14 protein-coding genes are annotated in these 20,359 nt (G+C 47.5%); 7 read left to right on the top strand and 7 right to left on the bottom strand.

The window, feature by feature from the left end:
- Nucleotides 1–4: 4 nt before the first annotated feature.
- From BC343_RS20605 to BC343_RS20590, 4 genes are all read right to left on the bottom strand, one after another.
- Nucleotides 5–1,759: a tetratricopeptide repeat protein gene (locus BC343_RS20605; RefSeq protein ID WP_143822289.1), complete on the bottom strand. Its 1,755-nt coding sequence runs from the start codon at nucleotides 1,757–1,759 to the stop codon at nucleotides 5–7.
- 165 nt (nucleotides 1,760–1,924) lie between these two features.
- Nucleotides 1,925–2,581, bottom strand: a complete 657-nt coding sequence (locus tag BC343_RS20600; protein ID WP_143822288.1) for a hypothetical protein — start codon at nucleotides 2,579–2,581, stop codon at nucleotides 1,925–1,927.
- Between the two features lie 30 nt (nucleotides 2,582–2,611).
- Nucleotides 2,612–8,464: a DUF3320 domain-containing protein gene (locus BC343_RS20595; RefSeq protein WP_078349696.1), complete on the bottom strand. Its 5,853-nt coding sequence runs from the start codon at nucleotides 8,462–8,464 to the stop codon at nucleotides 2,612–2,614.
- A 67-nt stretch (nucleotides 8,465–8,531) separates the two neighbouring features.
- The gene (locus BC343_RS20590) at nucleotides 8,532–10,067 is read right to left on the bottom strand and encodes a P-loop NTPase fold protein (protein WP_078349695.1); all 1,536 of its coding nucleotides are present in this window, start codon (nucleotides 10,065–10,067) and stop codon (nucleotides 8,532–8,534) included.
- A 257-nt stretch (nucleotides 10,068–10,324) separates the two neighbouring features.
- Between BC343_RS20590 and BC343_RS20585 the strand changes: the two genes are divergently transcribed.
- The 6 genes from BC343_RS20585 to BC343_RS20560 all read left to right on the top strand — a co-directional run bounded on the left by BC343_RS20585 (nucleotide 10,325) and on the right by BC343_RS20560 (nucleotide 17,223).
- On the top strand, nucleotides 10,325–10,885 hold the full coding sequence (locus tag BC343_RS20585; RefSeq protein ID WP_078349694.1) for a hypothetical protein: 561 nt from the start codon (nucleotides 10,325–10,327) through the stop codon (nucleotides 10,883–10,885).
- A 140-nt stretch (nucleotides 10,886–11,025) separates the two neighbouring features.
- The gene (locus tag BC343_RS20580; RefSeq protein ID WP_078349693.1) at nucleotides 11,026–11,601 is read left to right on the top strand and encodes a carboxymuconolactone decarboxylase family protein; all 576 of its coding nucleotides are present in this window, start codon (nucleotides 11,026–11,028) and stop codon (nucleotides 11,599–11,601) included.
- 161 nt (nucleotides 11,602–11,762) lie between these two features.
- On the top strand, nucleotides 11,763–14,531 hold the full coding sequence (locus BC343_RS20575) for a TonB-dependent receptor (RefSeq protein WP_078349692.1): 2,769 nt from the start codon (nucleotides 11,763–11,765) through the stop codon (nucleotides 14,529–14,531).
- A gap of 15 nt (nucleotides 14,532–14,546) precedes the next feature.
- Entirely contained in the window at nucleotides 14,547–15,818 is a 1,272-nt protein-coding gene (locus tag BC343_RS20570; RefSeq protein ID WP_202909832.1) for an MFS transporter, read from the top strand.
- A gap of 13 nt (nucleotides 15,819–15,831) precedes the next feature.
- Nucleotides 15,832–16,380, top strand: a complete 549-nt coding sequence (locus BC343_RS20565; protein WP_078349690.1) for a carboxymuconolactone decarboxylase family protein — start codon at nucleotides 15,832–15,834, stop codon at nucleotides 16,378–16,380.
- 294 nt (nucleotides 16,381–16,674) lie between these two features.
- Nucleotides 16,675–17,223, top strand: coding sequence for a carboxymuconolactone decarboxylase family protein (locus BC343_RS20560; protein WP_078349689.1), 549 nt, complete (start codon nucleotides 16,675–16,677; stop codon nucleotides 17,221–17,223).
- Between the two features lie 81 nt (nucleotides 17,224–17,304).
- Here the strand turns inward: BC343_RS20560 and BC343_RS20555 are convergent, their stop codons facing one another.
- A complete protein-coding gene (locus tag BC343_RS20555) occupies nucleotides 17,305–18,222 on the bottom strand; it encodes a hypothetical protein (RefSeq protein WP_078349688.1) in 918 nt (305 codons plus the stop codon).
- A gap of 81 nt (nucleotides 18,223–18,303) precedes the next feature.
- Here BC343_RS20555 and BC343_RS20550 point away from each other — a divergent pair, with 81 nt between their 5' ends.
- Nucleotides 18,304–19,026 (top strand): XAC2610-related protein, encoded by a 723-nt coding sequence (locus tag BC343_RS20550; RefSeq protein ID WP_078349687.1) that lies wholly within the window; start codon nucleotides 18,304–18,306, stop codon nucleotides 19,024–19,026.
- A gap of 46 nt (nucleotides 19,027–19,072) precedes the next feature.
- Here BC343_RS20550 and rpiA read toward each other — a convergent pair whose 3' ends face one another.
- On the bottom strand, nucleotides 19,073–19,756 hold the full coding sequence (gene rpiA, locus BC343_RS20545) for a ribose 5-phosphate isomerase A (RefSeq protein ID WP_078349686.1): 684 nt from the start codon (nucleotides 19,754–19,756) through the stop codon (nucleotides 19,073–19,075).
- Between the two features lie 57 nt (nucleotides 19,757–19,813).
- Complete coding sequence (aac(6'), locus tag BC343_RS20540) at nucleotides 19,814–20,254, bottom strand: aminoglycoside 6'-N-acetyltransferase (protein ID WP_078349685.1); 441 nt, start codon at nucleotides 20,252–20,254, stop codon at nucleotides 19,814–19,816.
- Nucleotides 20,255–20,359 lie beyond the last annotated feature (105 nt).

Raw genomic sequence — 20,359 nt, 5'->3', positions numbered from 1 at the left:
GATATCAGGCGGTAACGCTTTCCTGCTTTTTGCGCATACGCAGGCGGGTTTGGTGGATGGTGTTTTTTGATACACCCAGCATATTAGCCATCTCCTGGGTGGTAAGCTCCAGTTTTTCAAGTACTACCAAACGTATTTCGGCAGGGGTAATGCCGGGGTACTGCTGCTTTTGCTCGGATATAAAGCTGGGGTATGCTTTCTCGAAAAGTACGCGGAAAGTTGCCCAGTCATCATCGGTAAGTATAGTGGCTTGGGTAAGCTGCTCCAAATAATCGCTGCGCTGCCCCGTTGCTGATAGTCTCTCAATTTCGGCGTGCAGCTTATCCGCCTGTTCCGATTTTTCGCGCAGTATTTGGGTTTGCTGCAACAGCTGCTGTTTGGTGGCCGCCAGTTCAAGCTCTTTTTGCCTGCGCCGTGCCTGCGAACGCCTGTAGTAAAACAGCCCGAAGGTAATTACCAGCGCCAACACTATAACCGATACATTACGAAGCATTTTTTCGGTGCTTTTTTCCTGTTCAACGCTGGCTATTTTTTTGGCATACTTTTCCGACTCGTGCCTCAGTTGTGCTTGTGCAAGGCGGTGCACATCGTTACGTTTGTTGAGGCTATCCTGCAGCATATCGGCACGGTGCACATAGTTCAGTGCTTCCGTGGCGTTGCCTTTTGCCTCGTTGAAACGTGCCAGGTAGCGGTAAAGCCTTATGGGTTTAAAGTAATCGAAGCCCTTATTTTCTTCGAGGTATTTTTTGATGAATTGTGCCCTGTTGATGTAAGCAGCCGCTTCCTGCACTTTGCCTACCGATAGTTTGGTATCTATCAAAACTATCAGTGCATCATACTCGCGCTCGTAAGCTTGCCCCAGGTTTTGCGGGTGCGCAGGTGTTTTACTCAGCAGGTAGCCCTTATCTGCATATGGTTCTCCCTCGGCAGCCTTGCCTTGTTTTACCAGCAGGTCGGCAACCTCAATGGTAGAAAAGCCCCGCCAAAACTCGCTGAACTCGGTTGGGGGAGTATAGCTATCGTAATAGTTTTTTATCTTGAAGGCGTACTGCAACGAGCGGGTGTAGTCTTTTTTCTGCTTCCAGTAGGTTTGCAGGTAGCTCATTACCTGTGTGTAAAACCAGTCGCGCTCTTCGCCGGTGCGGGCATACTGCTCGGCTATTTTAAGGTAATGGTATGCCTTTTCGTAATCCTCCAGGTTCCACATCACCATGGCTATGCGAAGCATAATGTTTTCGATATAGTAATCCTTAAAGTTTTGGTAGCCCAGCGCCTGCATTTCGTCGGCAATTTCTATAAGGCGGGTGTAACGTTGTTCTACGCTTATTTTGCCGCTGTTAGCAGCGTTTTCCACCACGTTATAGTCGGCAACGGCTTCTTCAATAGGTAAATTGTTTTGTTTCGCCTTAACGCGTATATACCGCAATAAACTATCTGAAGATATGCCCCCGGGGAGCTTTACGCCAATATTGCCGCTGGATACGCAATTGTAAAAGTCTATAGCCAACTCAGTACGAATGTCGCCCTGCTTTTGGGCTATGCTGCGTATCTGCTCAAAAATGGCGGTAACTACGGCACCGCTATCTATTTTGTAAAAGGGGAAATCGTGTACGTAACGGAAGCGCTGCCCGTTATCCATAGCTGCAAACCGGGCTGCCGACCAGCCAAACTGCGCAAAAGCCCTGTTGTTGCTGCAAAATGCTAACAACAGCAATGCCAGGCATATATGCCTTTTATAAGCTTTAGGGGTTATAGCCACGTTTATTATAATGGGGGTACCCCAAATATAATATTTGTTTACAACCAATCGGTTTATATATTTTAATTACTTGTTAAAATATTAAATGCCAGCTTTTGATGAATAACCAACTTGTAACCTCCACATTTATTATCTGCGGGGTTGTGCTAACTGCTGTAGCCGGGATCAGGCTGCTGCCGGTTTCCCCACCTTATAAAAGGCTATCGAAAAGCAAGTATATTCTACTACGCTTAAGCATGTAGTAATTGTGCCCATTATATTACCGGTAGGGTCCATATTGTGGGCCAAAATATAATCGAATGCAGCTATGTACAAAAAGTCTCCTACAACGGTCACCACAAGGCCGGTTGTTATCCAAAACATAGGCATGGCGAAAAGGTTGAGCCGGTTGTTGGTTGCCAACACCTCTACGAGGTAAAACATACAGCAGCAGAGTGTGGCAAATTCGCCAATGGTTATTGACGTAGAATCGAACACAGTCAGCGACCCGAAAACAAATATCCGCAACAGGTAAGTAACTACAAATGCAATGAACAGCACCGAGGCAGCAAGCTTGAACCGGCGTTGGCTAAGAATACGGGCATACAGTAGCAGTTGCCCGCCATAAACAGGCAGTATTTGCAAATTAAAAATGAAGTGGTTGCTTTTATGCGTGTATTTGGAATAGAAATAGGCAGCCCACTGCGTAACGAACGCTATCAATAAGGTCCATGTTACCAGCCGCAGAGCACGGGGCTCCATTTGTTTGTATTTAAGGGCCGATTGAACTAATGCCACTAACATTAGTACTGAAACGATACCCATTTCGAATAAGAGGAGCATAGTTATGATGTTTTATGAGTTATCGGCATTTTATCTGTCGGCTAATAAAACCCTGCCATCTTTCAGTACAGCATAGCCCATCTGTACCGCCAGCGCAATACCCGCCTGCATGGCAAGCTCTACATTGGTGCCTATACGCGCATAGCCAAATACCTTTGCCGCCTCGCGCACCAGGTCGGGCTGGGCAAGGCTTATTTGGTTGATGAGTATTTGGCGCACTGCGTTGGCAATTTCTTGCGGAGGCAGGTCGTCGGCATCGCGTTTTTGGGCATCGTTCAGCGGTACGCGGTATTGGCTGTAACTATCCGGGTTTTGCCCGTTGCCCCAGTAAAACGTGTTTTGCCCGTTGCCGGTGCTTTGTAAAGCCATTTGGCTAATGATGCTATCGAAATGCGTACTAATGCGTGCGCCCATTCTGCTTATGCCCCAGGCACTAAGCACCCGTTTGCTCAGCAGGTTTTTGCTGATAGGCGCTTCGGTTTGCAGCACGTTGAAAAGTTGTGCTTTGATACGGGCACGGTTCTGCGGCAACAATATATCCTCGCCCGAGTTGGTTTGCACAGCATCCAATAAGGTTACTTCGTAGGTTTCGGCATTGGTGCTTTTGCTTACGCGATTTGAAGGAGCCGATACGGGTTGCGCTGCCTGTTTTATCTCCGCATCGGGTACAGGTATAGGGGGCGGCAGGGGCGGCGGTACATCGGTATTGTTGCGGTTGGCTTCGGCTGCGTTAATGGCTTCTACTATGCCGCTTACTACCTTGCCGGGTTTCTCCCACCACTCGGTACTGAAAATTTTGTGGATGTTCCAGCCCAGCATTTTCAGTACGTCTATCTGTACTATCTCGCGGTCGCGCGAGGTTTTGGCGTTTTGGTAGGTTTGCCCGTCGGTTAGTACGCCAAGGATATAGGTTGATGGGTTCTCTTTATCTACAATACCCAGATCTATCTTATAAGCAGAGCAGCCAATTTGTGTGTGCACCTCGTAGCCTTGTTTACGCAACTCGTCGGCAACCAAATTCTCGAAAGAGGCAGCCTGCGCAATAGCCACGGTTTCCCTGGCAGGCAAGGCGGTTTTGCCTTTTTCCGCGTAAGCTAAAAATGCCTTTAAGCCGGCAACACCTTCTGATGCGGTGCGGTTAAGGTCTATCTGGTCGGACGTAAGGGTACTGAAAACCTTCATCTCGTACCTTGCACGCGATACGGCAACGTTGAGCCTGCGCCAGCCGCCCTCGCGGTTTATCGGACCGAAGTTAAGGCTTACCCGCCCGTTCTCATCCGGACCGTAGCCTATCGAGAACAGTATCACATCGCGCTCATCACCCTGTACGTTCTCCAGGTTTTTAATAAAGATGGGTTCCTCGCGTTCTAAGGCTATACGCTCCAGATCGGGGCGGAGGCGGAATACATCCGTAAGCAGATCCTCCACCAATATTTGTTGTACCGAACTAAAGGTTACGATACCCATACTGCGCAGGGCAAGCACCGGGTGCGAGAGCCTGTATATCACCTCATCAACAATAGCCTTGGCTTCGAACTTGTTCTGGCGCGATCTGCCCTTATCGTAAAAGCCTTCCACCTTTACAAAACCTACCTTGCTTACAATATCATCGGTTGACGGGAAGGTGAGCAGCTTGTTATCGTAATACTTGGCATTGCTGAAGGCGATGAGGCTTTCGTGCTTACTGCGGTAGTGCCAAAGCAGGTGGTGCGACGGCATAGATAGCGCGAGGCAATCATCCAGAATGCTTTCGAGGTCTTCTTTATCGATGTTCTCTTCATCGATATTATTGGTGCTGAAGAAGTTGGTGGGCGGCATTTGTTTCGGGTCGCCCACAACAATAACGGTGCTGCCGCGGGCAATGGCACCCACGGCTTCGCAAGTCGGCATTTGCGATGCCTCATCAAATATCACCAAATCGAACTTCACTTCATCGGTATCAAAGTATTGCGCTACTGATATAGGGCTCATGAGCATGCAGGGCGTTAAGCGGTGCAACAGGTGAGGGATAGAATCGAATATCTTACGGATAGGCATAGCCCGCCCGTTGTTGCGGATGGTGCGTTGCAGCATGCCTATCTCCGAGCTTTGCGATGCCTCTTGTGTAAACGAGGGTATACGCGCAGCCAAACGGGCATAGAGCTCCTTGCGGCTAAGCTTCTCAAAATTGGCACTGATATCGCGGAAGCGTTTTATCTTCTCCTGAAACAAGCCCGAATTAAAAGTAGCCAGCTGCGGTGTATGTTCGATGATGTACTCGGCAGCCGAGCGGTAAAAACCTTTCTCAAATTGCAGGGCGATATCGGCAGCGGGCATGGCACCATTCTCGTAAGCGGTAATCACCGGCTGTAAACCTGTTTCGATAGCCTGGGCTTTTGCCGTTAGCCAGTTGTACCAATCCTTCAGCCCATCCAAATTTTGCAACCATCCCGAAGCGTTTTGCAGTAAGGCGGCGTTCCAATCGGCTTGCTGGTGTTGCAAGGCAGCAAAATCTACCCCCAATAGGCTTTGTAAACTACTTTCGGTAGCGGCTATGTCGTTTACCGTTTTTTGGTAATTGTTGAGCAGCGCTGCATGTTCACTCAGGTAAGCACGGCTGCCCTCGCTAAACTCGGCGGCTAATGCAGTGCGCCAGTTTTTAAGCCCGCTGCTGCCGGTAATGCTACCTGCTGCGCGGTTTAGCTGTATCACCTGCTCGCAGGCGCGGGCAATTTTGTCCCAGTCGCCCTCGCCGTTTTGCCATAAAAAGCCGAGAGTGGGGGCAAGCCATGCGGCTTTGTCTACCATATCCTGCTCCTCGCGGTAGGCAATAGCTTGTTGCAGCAGGGCAGGCACTTCATCGCCATTAACAGCACCACTTATGGACAACTTGTTGATGCCCTTCAATAACGAGCGCTGCTTTAACCAGCGCGGCAAAAACCATTTATCGGCAGCCAAATTCCACTCGCCCAGAGTTTGCGCTGCGGGGTAGCTGAGTATATCTTTCTGGAATCGCGATAGCAACCCCACTCGCAAAGCATTGCGCTGTTTGCCGTGTTCCGCTACGCCGATAGCCTGGGCAAGGTTTTGCTCGGGAGCATCGGCTTGTAATAACGATGCCGGGAAGTCTTCCGCCTGTGCGGCTAAAGCTACCAGCGTATTTAAGGCTGTTTGTTGTTCGTGTGTTTTTACCAGCCCGCCAACTTTCAGTATATCGCTTACGATGGCGGTTTGGGTATTTAGTTGTTGCAGCGAAGTTATGAGGCTTTCTATCAGCCTTGCTGCATCCTGCCTTACTTGCGGTGTATATTGTTTCGGGGCGATGGCTGTAAGCGGGTGTCCTTTCGGATTGCCAGCCAGTAGTGCTGCGGCTTGCAATTCGGTAGCGGCATCGCGCCATTGGGTAAGGTGCTCGGGCGTTAGGGTTTGTATGGCAGGGTAGGGGAAACTAACGCTATCTGCCCCCTGCGGCAATTGGCTATACGCCGTAAACAAGCCGAACAGCGAATAACCGAAAGGGTATTTTTGATGCAGGGCAGCTACGTAAACATTCAGCTCGTTGCGCAGGGCATACAGGCGTTCAGCCTCGGCAATAAAGTTTTCGGGGGCATCCTGCTGTACTATTTCGGTAGCGGCTTTTAACTGCTCCAGCACGGCAGATTTTTTGGACTTGTTGGAGTGTAGCTCTAAACAAAAGTTGCCTATGCCTATGGCTTCCAAACGGTTCTCTACCACTTCAAGCGCGGCTTTTTTGGCAGCTACGAACAATACTTTTTTGCCGGCATAAAGTGCGTTGGCTATAATATTGGTAATGGTTTGCGATTTACCCGTACCCGGCGGGCCATGCAGCACAAAGCTTTTGCCCTCGCCCGATGCCAGGATAGCCTGCAGCTGCGAGGAATCGTAACTGATGGGCAGCGAAATGTTTTTGGGATGCAGCTGCCCGTCGTCTATCGCTTCGGCAGAGGTATCTTCCACGGGTTGCCATTCCAGCTTACCCGATATCAGGCTGGCAACTACGTTGTTTCGCGCCAGCTTATCGGCATTGTTATGTATATCGTTCCAGAGGATGAATTTGCTGAACGAGAACACACCCAGCAACGCCTGTTCCTCTACATCCCAGCGCGATTTGCTCATGATAGCCTGGCGGATGATGTTGAAAATGAGCTTTACATCTACACCTTTCTCATCCTTGGGCAGCGTTTCCAGTCCGCCTATGCTGATGCCAAAATCCTGCCTTATCATTTCCAGCAGGGTAATGTTCATGATGGTTTCTTCCTCGCGGCTGCGAATGATGTAGCCCTTCTGTGCCGATTTACGGATAATTTCCACCGGCATCAGCAGGATAGGGGCATAGCGTGGGCGTTCGCTTAGGTCGGTTTCGTACCAGCGCAGCAAGCCCAAGCCCACATATAAAGTATTGGCACCATTCTCTTCTAACGATAACCTGGATGCACGGAACAAATTGGTAAGGCTGGCATTCAATTCCTGCTCGGGCAGGTAGGCGCGCAGGCGTTTCTGGCTCAGTTCGTTATTCACCAAATCAGCCATTGGGTCGGTTTGGTGCAGGGCTTCGTATACGCCCGTATCGCGCGGGTTGTTGGTCCAGTCCTGAGGTTTGCCCAGTATCTGGAACTCGTTGCCATCTGCCAGTGCATCTTCCAGCTTACCCGCATTTACGGTGAGGAACTGCACCACGCTTTTGGTGATGCGGATGTTGAGCAAGCTGTTGCGTAGCGTAAGGTCAAGCAGTTTGCGTTCCCACAGGCGCTGTTTAGATACGTCTATCTTATCAGGGCTCGTTAGTTTTTGCCCCACAACAATATCCTCGGGCAGGGCGTTGCTGCGGCTCTGTTTGGCTTCTTCTACTATTTCCCAGCCGGTAGAGGTAGGCACCCGCAAAGGCAATGGGCGAATACCACTAAAGCGCGCGCGTTTTACATCAATAAACAGCAGGAAATCTTCCGTCTTCATCAGCTTTTGCTCTGCCGAGCGCACCGCATCATCAAAAGAGGCGTGGTTGCCGGCATTCATGCAGGTGGCTTCTGCCATTACCAACTCGTTAATGCCATCGGCAGCGCGTTTGGTCAACAGCGATGGGTCGTCGTTCACGGCATCAGCGAACGATTCATCTATCAGCCAGCCACCCGCAAAGGCATGCCCTTTTATAACGGCAACAATGGGGTGTATGCCCACAGCCTCGAGGCAGGCGGCGTATAGCAGCGAAAGGTCGAGGCAGTTGGCAAGCTTGTTGGTAAATATGGTATCGGCGAGGCGTATGCGCTGCCCGTTTTCCTCGAAACTGGCGGGTACCGTGCAGTAGATGAACTGGTAGGCGGCAATGGCTTCGTAAATAGCTGCCATTTGCTTGCGCACCCGGTTGGGGTTGCGGCTTTGGTACTCATCGAACGAGGGGTTGCCCGTCCAACCCTCTAATATGGCTGATGCTGCGCGGATTATTTTTACTATTTCGGGATGGTTTGGCGTGATGAAAGCTGCCAGCATTTCGGGCAGCAGGGCAAGCCCGTTCCATTGGTCGTAGGCTAACAGGCTAACGGGGTAGTGTTGGCTATGAACGGTTTCGCCATCGGCAACAACGGTTAGGGTAAGCCCGCCCGATACCTTTTCGGTAAGCCCGGCAAGGTATGCTGATGATATTACCGGCGATATGCTTTTAAATACATACGCCTGTTGGTTGCTTAATCCGCCTATAGATTGCTTCCAAACCTGCGCAAAATCGGGCTCGGCGGTAAGCGTTACAGTCACGTCCTGCCAGTCGGCACCCGAAGTATTCTTAACCGAAAGCTCGCGGATAACCGGAACATGGTTTTGTTGTAATGCGAAATTGATAACCGGCGAATAATTTACATCCACCTCTATTACGTTGAAGGCCTGGTCGCTCATATATAAGGTCAAGGTAGGAATAATTGGGAGGAAAAAGGTGGAAATATATTATGACTGGAATTTAGATTCAATGTCCCTCAATAGCATAACCATTGCTTTTTTTGATTGCGGTTAAGAAAAATGAGAACGCATTATTTTGAGTTTCCCTGTTTGTTATGGACTCTGTGCTGTTGGGATTTCTAAGATGCGCACGATTCATCATAGTTTGATAATTTAACATTAGCTCGTAATAAATTACCTTTCCTTCACATGATGTCACTCCACTTCGCGTTTTTTCCGACATGTTTTTTCGACTAAAGAATTCCTTACCATCGATAATAAAAGTTAGCGATATTTCTTTAAGATAAGTATGAAATTGTTCTACGTCATAACTTCCACCAGGATTAGTCAACACAGGGTCTAAGTCCCATCTCTCTGCCAAAGTGCTAAAGTGTCGGCATAATTCATCAAAACTAAATAACTTCCCAAGCAAATGAGTTAATATCAAAAATGGAAAATCAGCAGCCTGATATCTCAACGAGCTATCAGTTGGCAGAAATGTATATCGAGGTAAATCATAAATTCCGAATTGCTCAAGATTGCGGAGTGTTAAGGCATTAATTTCAAATAATATCGCCAAAATGTATTCGAACACCATGTAAAAGTCCCCAGACCTTGTAGGCGAATAAATGTGCTCCAAGTTTTGTTGGATATTTTTCGCTTTGCCACTGAAAATTTCATACAGTTTGTTTTTGACATATTTTTTGTTGTCGTATTTAAAAACATCAGAAGAGTAAAATTTGTCGATATAACCGCTAAAATCAACACCCGTTCCATATCGATTTTCATACATAAGCCTGATATTGTCATAATCGCAAACGAATATCACTTTATCAAACCCAAACTTATTTTCTTCTGTAACACTGTCGTAATGAGCACTAAATATATTAAACAACCTAAAAACGTGCTCAGGGTCTAATCTATCAATGTCGTCAATGATGAGAACTGTCTTGATAGCAGGCGTGTTTTCAATTTTCGAACTCTTTACATTTTCGAGCATGTTAGATATCAACTCAGATATCTGGTCATGCTCGTGAGCAGTACCCTTGAAGTTTTTTAATTGGGCGATATAGCTATTCAATAAAGCGGTTTCATCTTTAACCACATCATCTTTAAATTTAGAGTATTGTTTTACAATGCCATTTAATTGCTCTATAATTTCATTGTAGGTATCCGACTCCGGCACACTTGCTTTTAATATTGATTTAAGTAAAGGGTCAATTTTCAGGTTATGTAGAATGAAAACTTGTGATAATAACGAAAACGAATAGTCATCTTTCTTTAACTGAATTTCTTTGGGATACTTTGATAGTAACTCGTATACCAAATCATATTTGATTAATTCGAAAACATCTTTATTATGGGCAATTGAATAATTAACCGGATAAAGTTTTAGCGCGATATAGTCTTCTGAATTTTCAAAATAATTTTTTAGAAAAGTAGACTTCCCAACGCCGAAGCGCGCAGAAAATAGTATGCGCTGATTATCTGAATCATCTAAATGATTTTTAAAATCGATTTTAACGTTCTCTTGGTCAATGTATTTTAATGGGTTCTTTTTCATAGTGTTAAAAGCTAAGATAGGTTAGGTGCCCCATTTGAGTTAATTTAAGTTTTGCACATCTCTACAGATTTACACCGATAAGTGAAATACCTTCTTTTTCAGCATAGGCATATTTGATAAGAATAGTCTCACTCCCAAGCATCTAATGCTTTTTTTTCATGTATTAATCACACTTATTTTACAATAGCCTTGCTCTACTATTGTTTTATTAAATATTACCATTACTTTTACATCACCCAATATTATAAACAGGTTTCTTGAAAAAAATATTTGCAATAGCTATGCTTGCTGTGCTTATGTTCAACATAGGCGGGTACATGCTGTTGTTCAGTTATTTTATTAAACATGCGGATGATTTTGCCAACGAGCAAATTGCCAAAGGGCTTTATAAACCCGACGAACTGGTAGAAATAAAGATACCGGTGAGTATGCCCAATATTCAGCAACAAAGCGATTTTCAGGCTATTGCAGGGCAGGTGAAACTACACGATGGCGACTACAACTACGTGGCCATGAAAATGACCCGCGATACCATGTACCTGATGTGTATCCCCAACTACGAGAAAACCCGCCTGATAGACCAGAATATTATCACCGCAAAAAACATAAGCGATAGCCCGCTGGCACAGAAAAGCCACCTGCCTGTTGTGAAAAAAGCGGGTATCGATAATATTTACAATATACCCGTTGCCCTGTATACCATAGGGGTTAATATGGCTGCCGAACGAACACCGACAACTGATCTGACCGAGAATACATCTACTGCTCACCTCAACACGCCTGCGCAACCGCCCGAAGGCAAAAGTGTAACTGCTTAATTAAAATTTTTATGGGAATGCCCCGTGCTCGCCACTAGGTTAAGCACCGCATGCAAGCTTTTATTTTAGTCTTTCGGCTTTTAGCTTTAGACTTTCAGCTTCCAGCTTTCCCCAACGTTTAATTTTCAATACGCTTTTTTATGCCTTACATAGCACTTGAAGACCACCTGCCCGGTATTACCGGCCTGCTGGAATATAGCAAGGGTACTGCGCAGCCAATACGCGAACTTACCCAATTTTTATTGCGCGGCCCGTCAACCCTTTCAGAGGCCGAACGCGAACTGATAGCCACCGTGGTATCGCACGGTAACCAATGCACCTTTTGCACCACGGCCCACACCGCCGCTGCCGACCTATTGGCCGGCGAAACAGAAACTGCCGCCAGCGTGAAGCAAAACATCGAGACCGCTCCCGTGAGCGATAAGATGAAAGCTTTGCTCACCATTGCATCGCAAACACGCGAGAGCGGCAGGGCGGTGACCGCCGAGGCTGTGGCCCGTGCCAAAGATGCCGGCGCTACCGATGTAGAGATACACGATACGGTGCTGATAGCTGCCCTGTTTTGCCTGTATAACCGCTATGTAGACGGACTAGGCACCGCCCTTCCCGCCGAACCCGGTTATTACGATGTGCTGGCGGGCCGGTTGGTTAACCATGGCTACACCCGCTTACCGCAAGGCTACGATCATTTAAAAAAGACTTTTACGACAAACTAAACCTGCTCACACAGGAGACATGGGTTATGCCACAATTCGGGGGAATTAAGTGGTATACCCATGGCCTGCCTGTTGCCGGGCTTTACCTTTTTGGCGCTTTGCCTTAATGGGCAGGGTTGCCTATGCACTTACTATCCTAATTTTTAAACTAAAACATCACAATGAAAAAGTTTTTACTCATCATATTCTTACTGGCATCTGCGCGCCTTTTTGCACAGGATGTTAAAATAACGGGCACGGTAACCGCCGCCGGCAGCAACGAGCCATTGAGCGGCGCTACCATAAACGTAAAAGATAAAATTGTGGGCACCACCACAAACTCTAAAGGGCAGTTTACGCTATCTGCCAATAATTTGCGCCTGCCTTTTACTATTGTAATTACCGCAGTAGGTTACGATCCGCAGGAAGTTAAGATAACCAGCGTTACCCAAAACGTTACTTCGGCGCTGCCGGTGCGTACTACGCAGCTTAACGAGGTGGTAACATTGGCAACGCGTGTGAACCAAAGCATTTTACAATCGCCGGTGAGTATTGAGAAACTTACGCCGAAAGCTATTAAGGAAAACCCTTCGTTCACTTTTTATGATGCCTTGATAAACCTGAAAGGTATGGAGGCCGTAACCAGCAGTATCACCTACAAACAAGTGAATACCCGCGGTTTCAACACCACCGGTAACGGCCGCTTTTTGCAACTGGTTGATGGTGTGGATAACCAAACCCCGGGCCTCAACTTCTCGGTAGGTAACCAGTTCGGGGCATCTGACCTTGATGTAGAATCGGCGGAGGTTATCCCCGGTGCGGCTTCGGCATTGTATGGCCCGGTTGCTTTCAACGGTTTGTTATCGATCAAAACCAAAGATGCTTTTAAATACCAGGGTTTAGCCGTATCGGTTAAAACCGGTATGAACCACTTTGGCGAAAGCTTTGCCGACCCAAAAGGACTGTACGACTTTGCCTTCCGCTTTGCCAAGTCGTTCAACGATAAATTTGCCTTTAAACTGAATGCATCGTACCTAACCGGTACCGACTGGTATGCTAACGACTATACCGATATCAATGCCTCTATCCCTGCTGCCAACCGCGGCCCTAACAACCCTGCCCGCGATGCGCTTAACATTTATGGCGACGAGGTAACCAAAAATATTACCGGCGTAGGCGTGGTAAACCGCACCGGTTACGAAGAAAAAGACCTGATGAACTATGGCGTTTACAGCCTGAAACTGAACGGTGCTTTACAATACCGCATTACCAATAACCTGGAAGCCATTTACCAGTACAACTACGGTAAAGGTACCGCCAGCTACACCGGCAGCAGCCGTTTCGACCTCAATAACTTTGTATTGCAAACACACCGTTTAGAGCTGAAAGGCAGCAATTTCTTCCTGCGTGGCTATTCGGTACAAGAGAACTCGCACGATTCATACAACACCCGCTCGCTTGGCCAGTTCATCAACCGTACCTGGGTACAAGACCTAAGCGGCAACGTTGTTACTCCTGCCAATGCCGATAACACCTGGTTCAACCGTTACGAAGCAGCCTTTAAAGGAAACGTAAGCGGTGTTACGGCAGGTAACCACCCGGCCGCCCGCGCCTTAGCTGACCAGGGCAGGTTACTGCCGGGTACCGCCGCTTACGAAGCCGCTAAAGATGCTTCTATTCACAACTATGGCTTAAGTGGCGCAGGCGTATTCAGCAATAGCAAATTTTACCATGCCGATGGCCAGTACGATTTTAGCAAGCACATTAAAGTATTTGAATTATTGGCCGGCGGTAGCTTGCGCGAGTACCGCATGTTTACCAATGGTAGCTTGTTCGACGATGCTACCAACCGCGTAAATATTACCGAATGGGGCAGCTTTTTGCAAGCCGGTAAAAAACTGTTCGACGAGAAACTGAAGCTGACCGCTTCTATCCGCTACGATAAGAACGAGAATTTTAAAGGCAGCTTTACCCCGCGTTTCTCGGGTGTGTACTCGGTAACATCAATGCACAATTTCAGGGCATCATACCAAACCGGTTTCCGTAACCCAACCCCGGTTGACCAGTTCATCCACCTTAACGTAGGCCCTATTACTATTTTAGGTGGTGCGCCAAGAAACAGTGCGGGCCTGAACGTGTATGAGAATACTTTCACTTCGGCATCGGTAAACGCATTTGGTGCAGCCGTGGGTGCAGCTATTGGTGCAGGCACGCCGCCGCCAACAGCTATTGCCAACAACAAAAACCTGCTGGTAAAATCTAACGTTGCTTACATTAAACCTGAGCAGCAAAAAGCCTTCGAAATAGGTTACAAAGGCGTTATCAACGAGAAATTATTGGTTGACCTTAACTACTACCACAGCTCATACACCGACTTTATCCTGAATACGGTAGTTATACAGCCACCATCAGCAGTATTAGGTGCCGATGGTACACCGAGCATGCAGGCAGCCGGCGAGGTTGCCGCACGTAACGTAAAGGCTTATCAATTATATACCAACGCATCTGATAAAGTATCGGCACACGGTGTAAGCCTTGGCTTAACCTACCTGCTGGAAAGAGGTTACGTATTGGGCGGTAATGCCACCAAATCAAACTTCAACCTGGGTAACGCTAATGCAAACAACATTGCACAATACAACACGCCCGAGTGGAGCACTAACATGAACTTTGGCAACCCTAACGTAGCTAATGGGTTTGGTTTTAATATCAACTGGCACTGGCAAAGCCAGTTCGACTGGTACGGTACTTTCAATGGCAACCGCCCCGGCCGTATAGCTGCGTACTCGCTGTTTGATGCACAGGTGAACAAAAAACTGCCCGCACAGCATACCACCATTAAACTGGGTGCAAGCAACATTTTCAACAAACACATTTCGCAATCGTACGGCTCGCCCGCTATAGGCGGTATCTACTATGTATCGCTGGTGTTTGATAGCCCACTAAAATAATTTAAGACGATGAATATGATGACGATGGAACTCGAAAACGTACGAACCCAAAAAACTGCGGCCTACCTGGCCGCAGTTTTCACCCTTTGCTTTGTAAGCAGTGCATTGGGCGGTTCGGTATCAACACTAATGTCGGTTTACCTGCCTGCAGTTGTAAAAGACCTGCAGGGAGATGTAGCCCCCGGTCAGCTGAACACCATTAGCGGTTTTATAAACGCCATGTTTATTTTCGGCTGGGCCATTGGCGGCTTTAGCTGGGGCATGGTGAGCGATAAAATTGGCCGCAAAAAGGCGCTGGTTTACTCTATTGCCTGCTACGGTACCTTTACCATTTTAACCGGGCTGATGCCGCAGTGGGAGGGGCTTGTTGCCTGCCGCTTTTTTAGTGGTTTTGGCGTAGGCGGCGAAATGGTTATCGCCATGACGTACATCAGCGAGATATGGTCCAAAAAGAGCAAGCCCGTTTATATCGGCATCCTTTCTATCGCATTCCCTATAGGCATTTTTGCAGCGGGCGCCATCATCCGCATCGCTCCCGAATGGCGCCAGGGATTTTTTATAGGTGCCGTGCCGCTGGCAATGGGCATTATCGCCTTGTTCGTGATGAAGGAGTCGGAGCAATGGCTGAGCCACAAGCAAAAACCCGCAGATTCATCTAACGCGCTGTTCTCTCCGGCAAACCGTAAAGAGGTTATTGTGGGTTCGTTGCTTTTCGGTACCATGCTTATCGGGCTTTGGGCCATCTTTTCGTGGTTGCCTACCTGGATTCAGAGCCTCATAGCTACCGATGCACCTAAAGAACGCGGCATGAGCATGATGTTTTTGGGCATGGGTGGGCTTACCGGTGGCTTCTTTTCGGGCTGGCTGGTAAAACTGTTAGGGCTGCGCAAATCAATGCTGCTTTGCTTTACAGTTTGTACGGTACTATCCTTTGTATTATTCAAAACCAATAGCACCATATCAGGTGCAGTTTATATCGAAATAGCGGTAATGGCGCTCTTCTTTGGCGCAAGCCAGGGCGTGCTATCGGCATACATTCCGCAACTGTTCCACACGGGTATCAGGGCAACGGCAACCGGATTTTGCTTTAACGTGGGCAGGCTGTTTACAGCAACTGCCGTATTATTTATTGGTGTACTGGTATCGGCATTGGGCGGTTATGGCAACGCCATATTCGATTTTTCGCTGGTGTTTGTTTTGGGGTTGATAGTAACCCTGTTCGTGGTAAAAGATAAAAAGGAAAGCCCCGCAGTAAGCGAGGTGAGTGTTTTGGTAGACAACAATTAAACAAGAAAAAAATATGGCACACATACAAGTCCCCGAAGGCGTACCGGGTATCAGGTCGCTGGTAATGTTCAGGCCCGAAACCGGCAAATATTTGTACGATCTGGCGGAGGTTTTGCTCCGCGGAGAATCGCCCATACCGCAGGCCGAGCGCGAGTTGATAGCCGCCTACGTATCGCGCAGAAACGAGTGCGTGTTTTGCAGCAGCAGCCACGCGGCCGCCGCCCGCTGCCTTTACGGCGAGGATGATACAACGGTTGATGATGTTTTGAAAGACATGCAGGCAGCCAACATCAGCCCAAAACTGAAGGCATTATTACAGATTGCCGGCAAGGTGCAAATTCTGGGTAAAGAAGTAAAGCAGGAGGATATTGACGCAGCAAAAGCATTGGATGCAAGCGACAAGGAGATACACGATGCGGTGCTGATAGCCGCCGCCTTCAGCATGTTCAACCGCTATGTTGACGGTTTAGCCAGCCTCACACCGACCGACCCTGAAGCTTACAAAGAAATGGGCAAACGGATGGTGCAGGGGTACGCCTTACCAAAACCGGTAGGTGCGTAGTCCACTTCTTAATATTCCCTCCTCGGGGAGGGGTGCGGTTGCCTGAGCGCAAACGCAGGGAGGGGTTTAGCCATTATGCTGAACTGTAACTCTTTTAGCAGTTCCCCTCTTGAGAGGGGGCGCAATGGAAAGTGCGGCTGCAGGGGTGTGTTGGGGGTTATGCAAAGCACACAAAGAATAGTTCGCGAAACACACCCCTCCGCCCCTCTCAAGAGGGGAATCGCACGTGTCCACCGCTTTTTGATCGACTTTATACTTATGGCTTAATGCCTTAAAACTTAACAGATAACCAAAATGGCACACATCAATTTAGAGAACGACCTACCGGGCATACGCGGCCTGATGGCCTATAGCCCCGAAACCGAAAAACCGCTTAACCTGCTGGCTGAAACTTTGCTGCGCGATGATGACAATACCCTAAGCCGCGGCGACCGCGAGCTGATTGGCACCTATGTATCGTACCTTAACGATTGTTTTTTTTGCCAGAACGTGCATGGCGCATTAGCAGGGCACTACATGGGTTGCAATATTGAGGAGATAGACGCCATTAAGCAGGATTTTACATCAACAGAAATATCGCCAAAAATGAAAGCCCTGCTGGCTATTGCCGCCCGCGTGCAAATAGGCGGTAAAGCGGTAACCGAAGAACAAATAGAAGCCGCAAGGGAAGAGGGGGCTACGGATAAAGAGATACATGATACGGTACTGATAGCGGCGTCTTTCTGCATGTTCAACCGCTATGTGGATGGTTTGGCAACCTGGGCACCGCAAGACAGGCAGTTTTACGTAAATCGTGCCCCGCAACGTGCCGAGGACGGTTACATCAGCAGTGTTTTTAAATAAAGATTTTTATTTGCCGATCCTCGCCAATTAATTGGTAAAGCCTGCAGGCTTTTGCTTGCGGGTATTTTTATACCGGTTACTTTAGCTCTTGCTGTAAAACATCTCCAGGCTTTTCATCCGTTGGGTAACCTTGCTATTCTTCAGGGGCTCGTTGCTAAAAATCACTTTCCCATTATTGCTTAACTGCAATTTGAACGGCTGTTTCATTTTTTTGGTTAGATGATAAACCGTTAGGCATTCGGCAAGGTCTTCGCTCCAACTGCTGGTACTGTAAAGCGATACAAAAGGCGTTTGCTGCAAGGCTTTGTAAATTGCTATAGTACTGCTGTATGGCAAAGGCTTGCCGCCGCGGCGGAAACGGTTTTTGTTCAATAACGAATCGGGCGTAGCGAAAGTTAACCTGTCTGCCCACACCCCACCGGTAAATTGGTTGGCAAAACCCTTAGAAGTATCGTGGAATATATCCAGCGAGCCATCAACCACATGAGTGGTTTCGTGCAATAGCACATAAACTATGGCATTTAAGTTACCTGCTATAAACGATATACTGGTGCCGCTGCTGTCGGGAATAAAACACGTACGTTCCTTTTCGGCAAGCCATTCAGACACGGTTTGTTTGAGTATGGCGGCGCGGAAAGTAATATGATAACGGCGCACCGAGTCTGCCGATTCAACTATGGAGGTTAGCGCCGTATTGGGCATATCATCCAGGAAACTAATGCCCGCTAAATGCTCTTTCAATACCCGTTGGTGCAGGGGAGGGAGCAGGGCGAATGCCTGGTTTATAGCCATAAATTCGCGTGCTGTTGTAATATGCCTGGTTGGTGACATGCCTGCCTCGCGGAATATTTGCATGGCATTTTCCGGCGTTGGCTGCACTCGGTTTTGCAAGGGGGTGTTGGCATCGAATGTTTGTGCAGATACACTTGTTCTAATAAAAGCAACTAATAAGATTAAAATAACAAAGTAGCGGAACGGTAGGATGGCTTTTGTATTCATGGTAGTTTTCAGTACAAATATACATTGCCCGCGCAGCTTATTTCAATAGCAAAATGCTAACTTTAAACAGTTCAATGATCCATGTATAAGTACCTATTCCTTTTTACACTATTTATTATTTCCTGTAAGGGCGAGCACCGGCCCGTTGCTATATCCTCTGCAAAAAGAACTATAGAAACCGCGCTGCCAACGCAGTTAGCTACTAAGATAGCGATTCGGGATTCGTTGATAGAATCGTTTACCGATAGTACACACATTGGCCGAAAGAAGCATAATAAGTTCGAACTGAAGCGATATGCCCTTGGCGACAGTATTTATGTGGTTATTCGGTTTTGGTGTAAGCAAAATAATAAATGGTCGGCGAGGAATGAGTTTCGTTTTCCCAAAAATATGGGCGGGGGCTGCAATCCGCAAATATCCGACTTTAACAATGACGGGCTGAAAGACGTAACATACATTTCAAATGAAGCAGCAAGGGGCGCTAACGAAGTACGTACGCTTTTCATCTACGATAATAAGAACGACAGGCTGATCCATATAAAAAATTCAGAGCGCTTCCCCAATATGGAGTATAACAGTACGTTGAATTGTATTGATGCACTTCTTTTTTCGGGATGTACCGCCACGGTTTTTGCAAAACTTGAAGCAGATAGTTTACGCACATTCGCCAGTGTGGAGCAATGCGATAGTATACGAGTGTGTACTTACAATAAGAACGGCATTGAAAAGCGAATTCTGACCAAGCCTGCTGAACCCGATGTTATAAGCCGATTTAGGAATTATAAACCATTGGAAGAATATTAAGATAAGTTTTATGAACTACAGTAATAACTAATACGCGCTTCCATATTTATTTCGATACCGTTTTCACCCCACCATCGCCTGCAACAATTGCTTTAACCGCCAGTTGGTAAAACAACGAGTGTTCCACTATTCCCGGAATTATTTTTATTTGTGTGTTAAGGGTTGCTGGAGCTATGGCGTTGGCGAAATAAATATCGGCGAGGTAGTTGCCATTGTCTGATATAAGCGCTCCATCTTTTTGGGTGCTGATGCGCTGTGCTATTTTAGCATCGGGGTAGGCCTCGGTTAGTTTGCGCATTACCGATGGCAGGGCCTGTGGTAATATCTCTATCACCAACGGGTAGGTAGTATCTAACTCATCAACCATTTTGCTATCGTCGCCTATTAGGATAAACTCATCCGCCATAGCTGCCATTATTTTTTCGGTAGTATGTATGCCGCCGCCGCTTTTGAGTGCGTTGAGGTGCTTGTCGAACTGGTCGCAACCGTCGAAGTATACATCCAGTTTAGCCAACAGGGCCGGGGGCTGCACCTTTAAACCATTCGCCAATAATAACTGCGTAGTTTTAAAGGACGAGGAGCTAAACATTACTGAGCCAGCCAGCGCAGCATCGGTACAAACGGCTTCTATTAAGTAAGCTATTGTTGAGCCTGCGCCGAGGCCGACGGTTTGTCCGGGTTTTATAAGTGCTGCGGCTGCCTTTGCAGCTTCTAATTTGTGGTTGGGCATAGTGGGTCAAATATTGGAGAAATATAGAGATTTTGGCAAAAACCGTTGTCTATTAATTCACCCTATCCGCTTCACAAAGCAAACTATCCTGTTGGCTTCGGTAAAGCCGGCTTTGGTATGAAAGGCTATGCTGGCAACGTTTTCAGTTTCGGTGTCAGATGCCATTTCGGTGCAGCCTTTTTGTTTGGCCCATTCTTCACCGGCTTTTAGCAGTATAGACGCTACCCCCATTTTACGGAATTGGGGTTTGATGTAAATAGCTTCCAGGTAGCCCACCGGTGATGTTTCGGTCCCTTCCACATAATCGTGCCGGAGGGTTAAATGAGTAAACGCGATGTATTCGCCCTGATCTTTCAGCAGGTAACAAACCTCTTTTGCCGAGCCCATGGCAGCGCGGTAGGCTTCGCGCTCTTCATTGATATCGGTGTCGGGCCATAACTCGTTCACCAACCCGATAAGGGCATCAAGGTTATCGACTGACAGGGTTTCTAATTGCATTGCTATAAAAGTACAAAACGCTTTGGCTGTTTGTTTGTATGGTTTAAGGTCTGTTTACCAAAAAAAGCTATTTTTATAACGGCCAATCGCCTCAGTACGGCCGCC

The sequence above is a fragment of the Mucilaginibacter pedocola genome (assembly GCF_002013915.1).
Lineage (GTDB): Bacteria > Bacteroidota > Bacteroidia > Sphingobacteriales > Sphingobacteriaceae > Mucilaginibacter > Mucilaginibacter pedocola.
The sequence above is the reverse complement of the archived record's forward strand: the minus strand, read 5'-3'. Positions and strand labels throughout refer to the sequence as shown.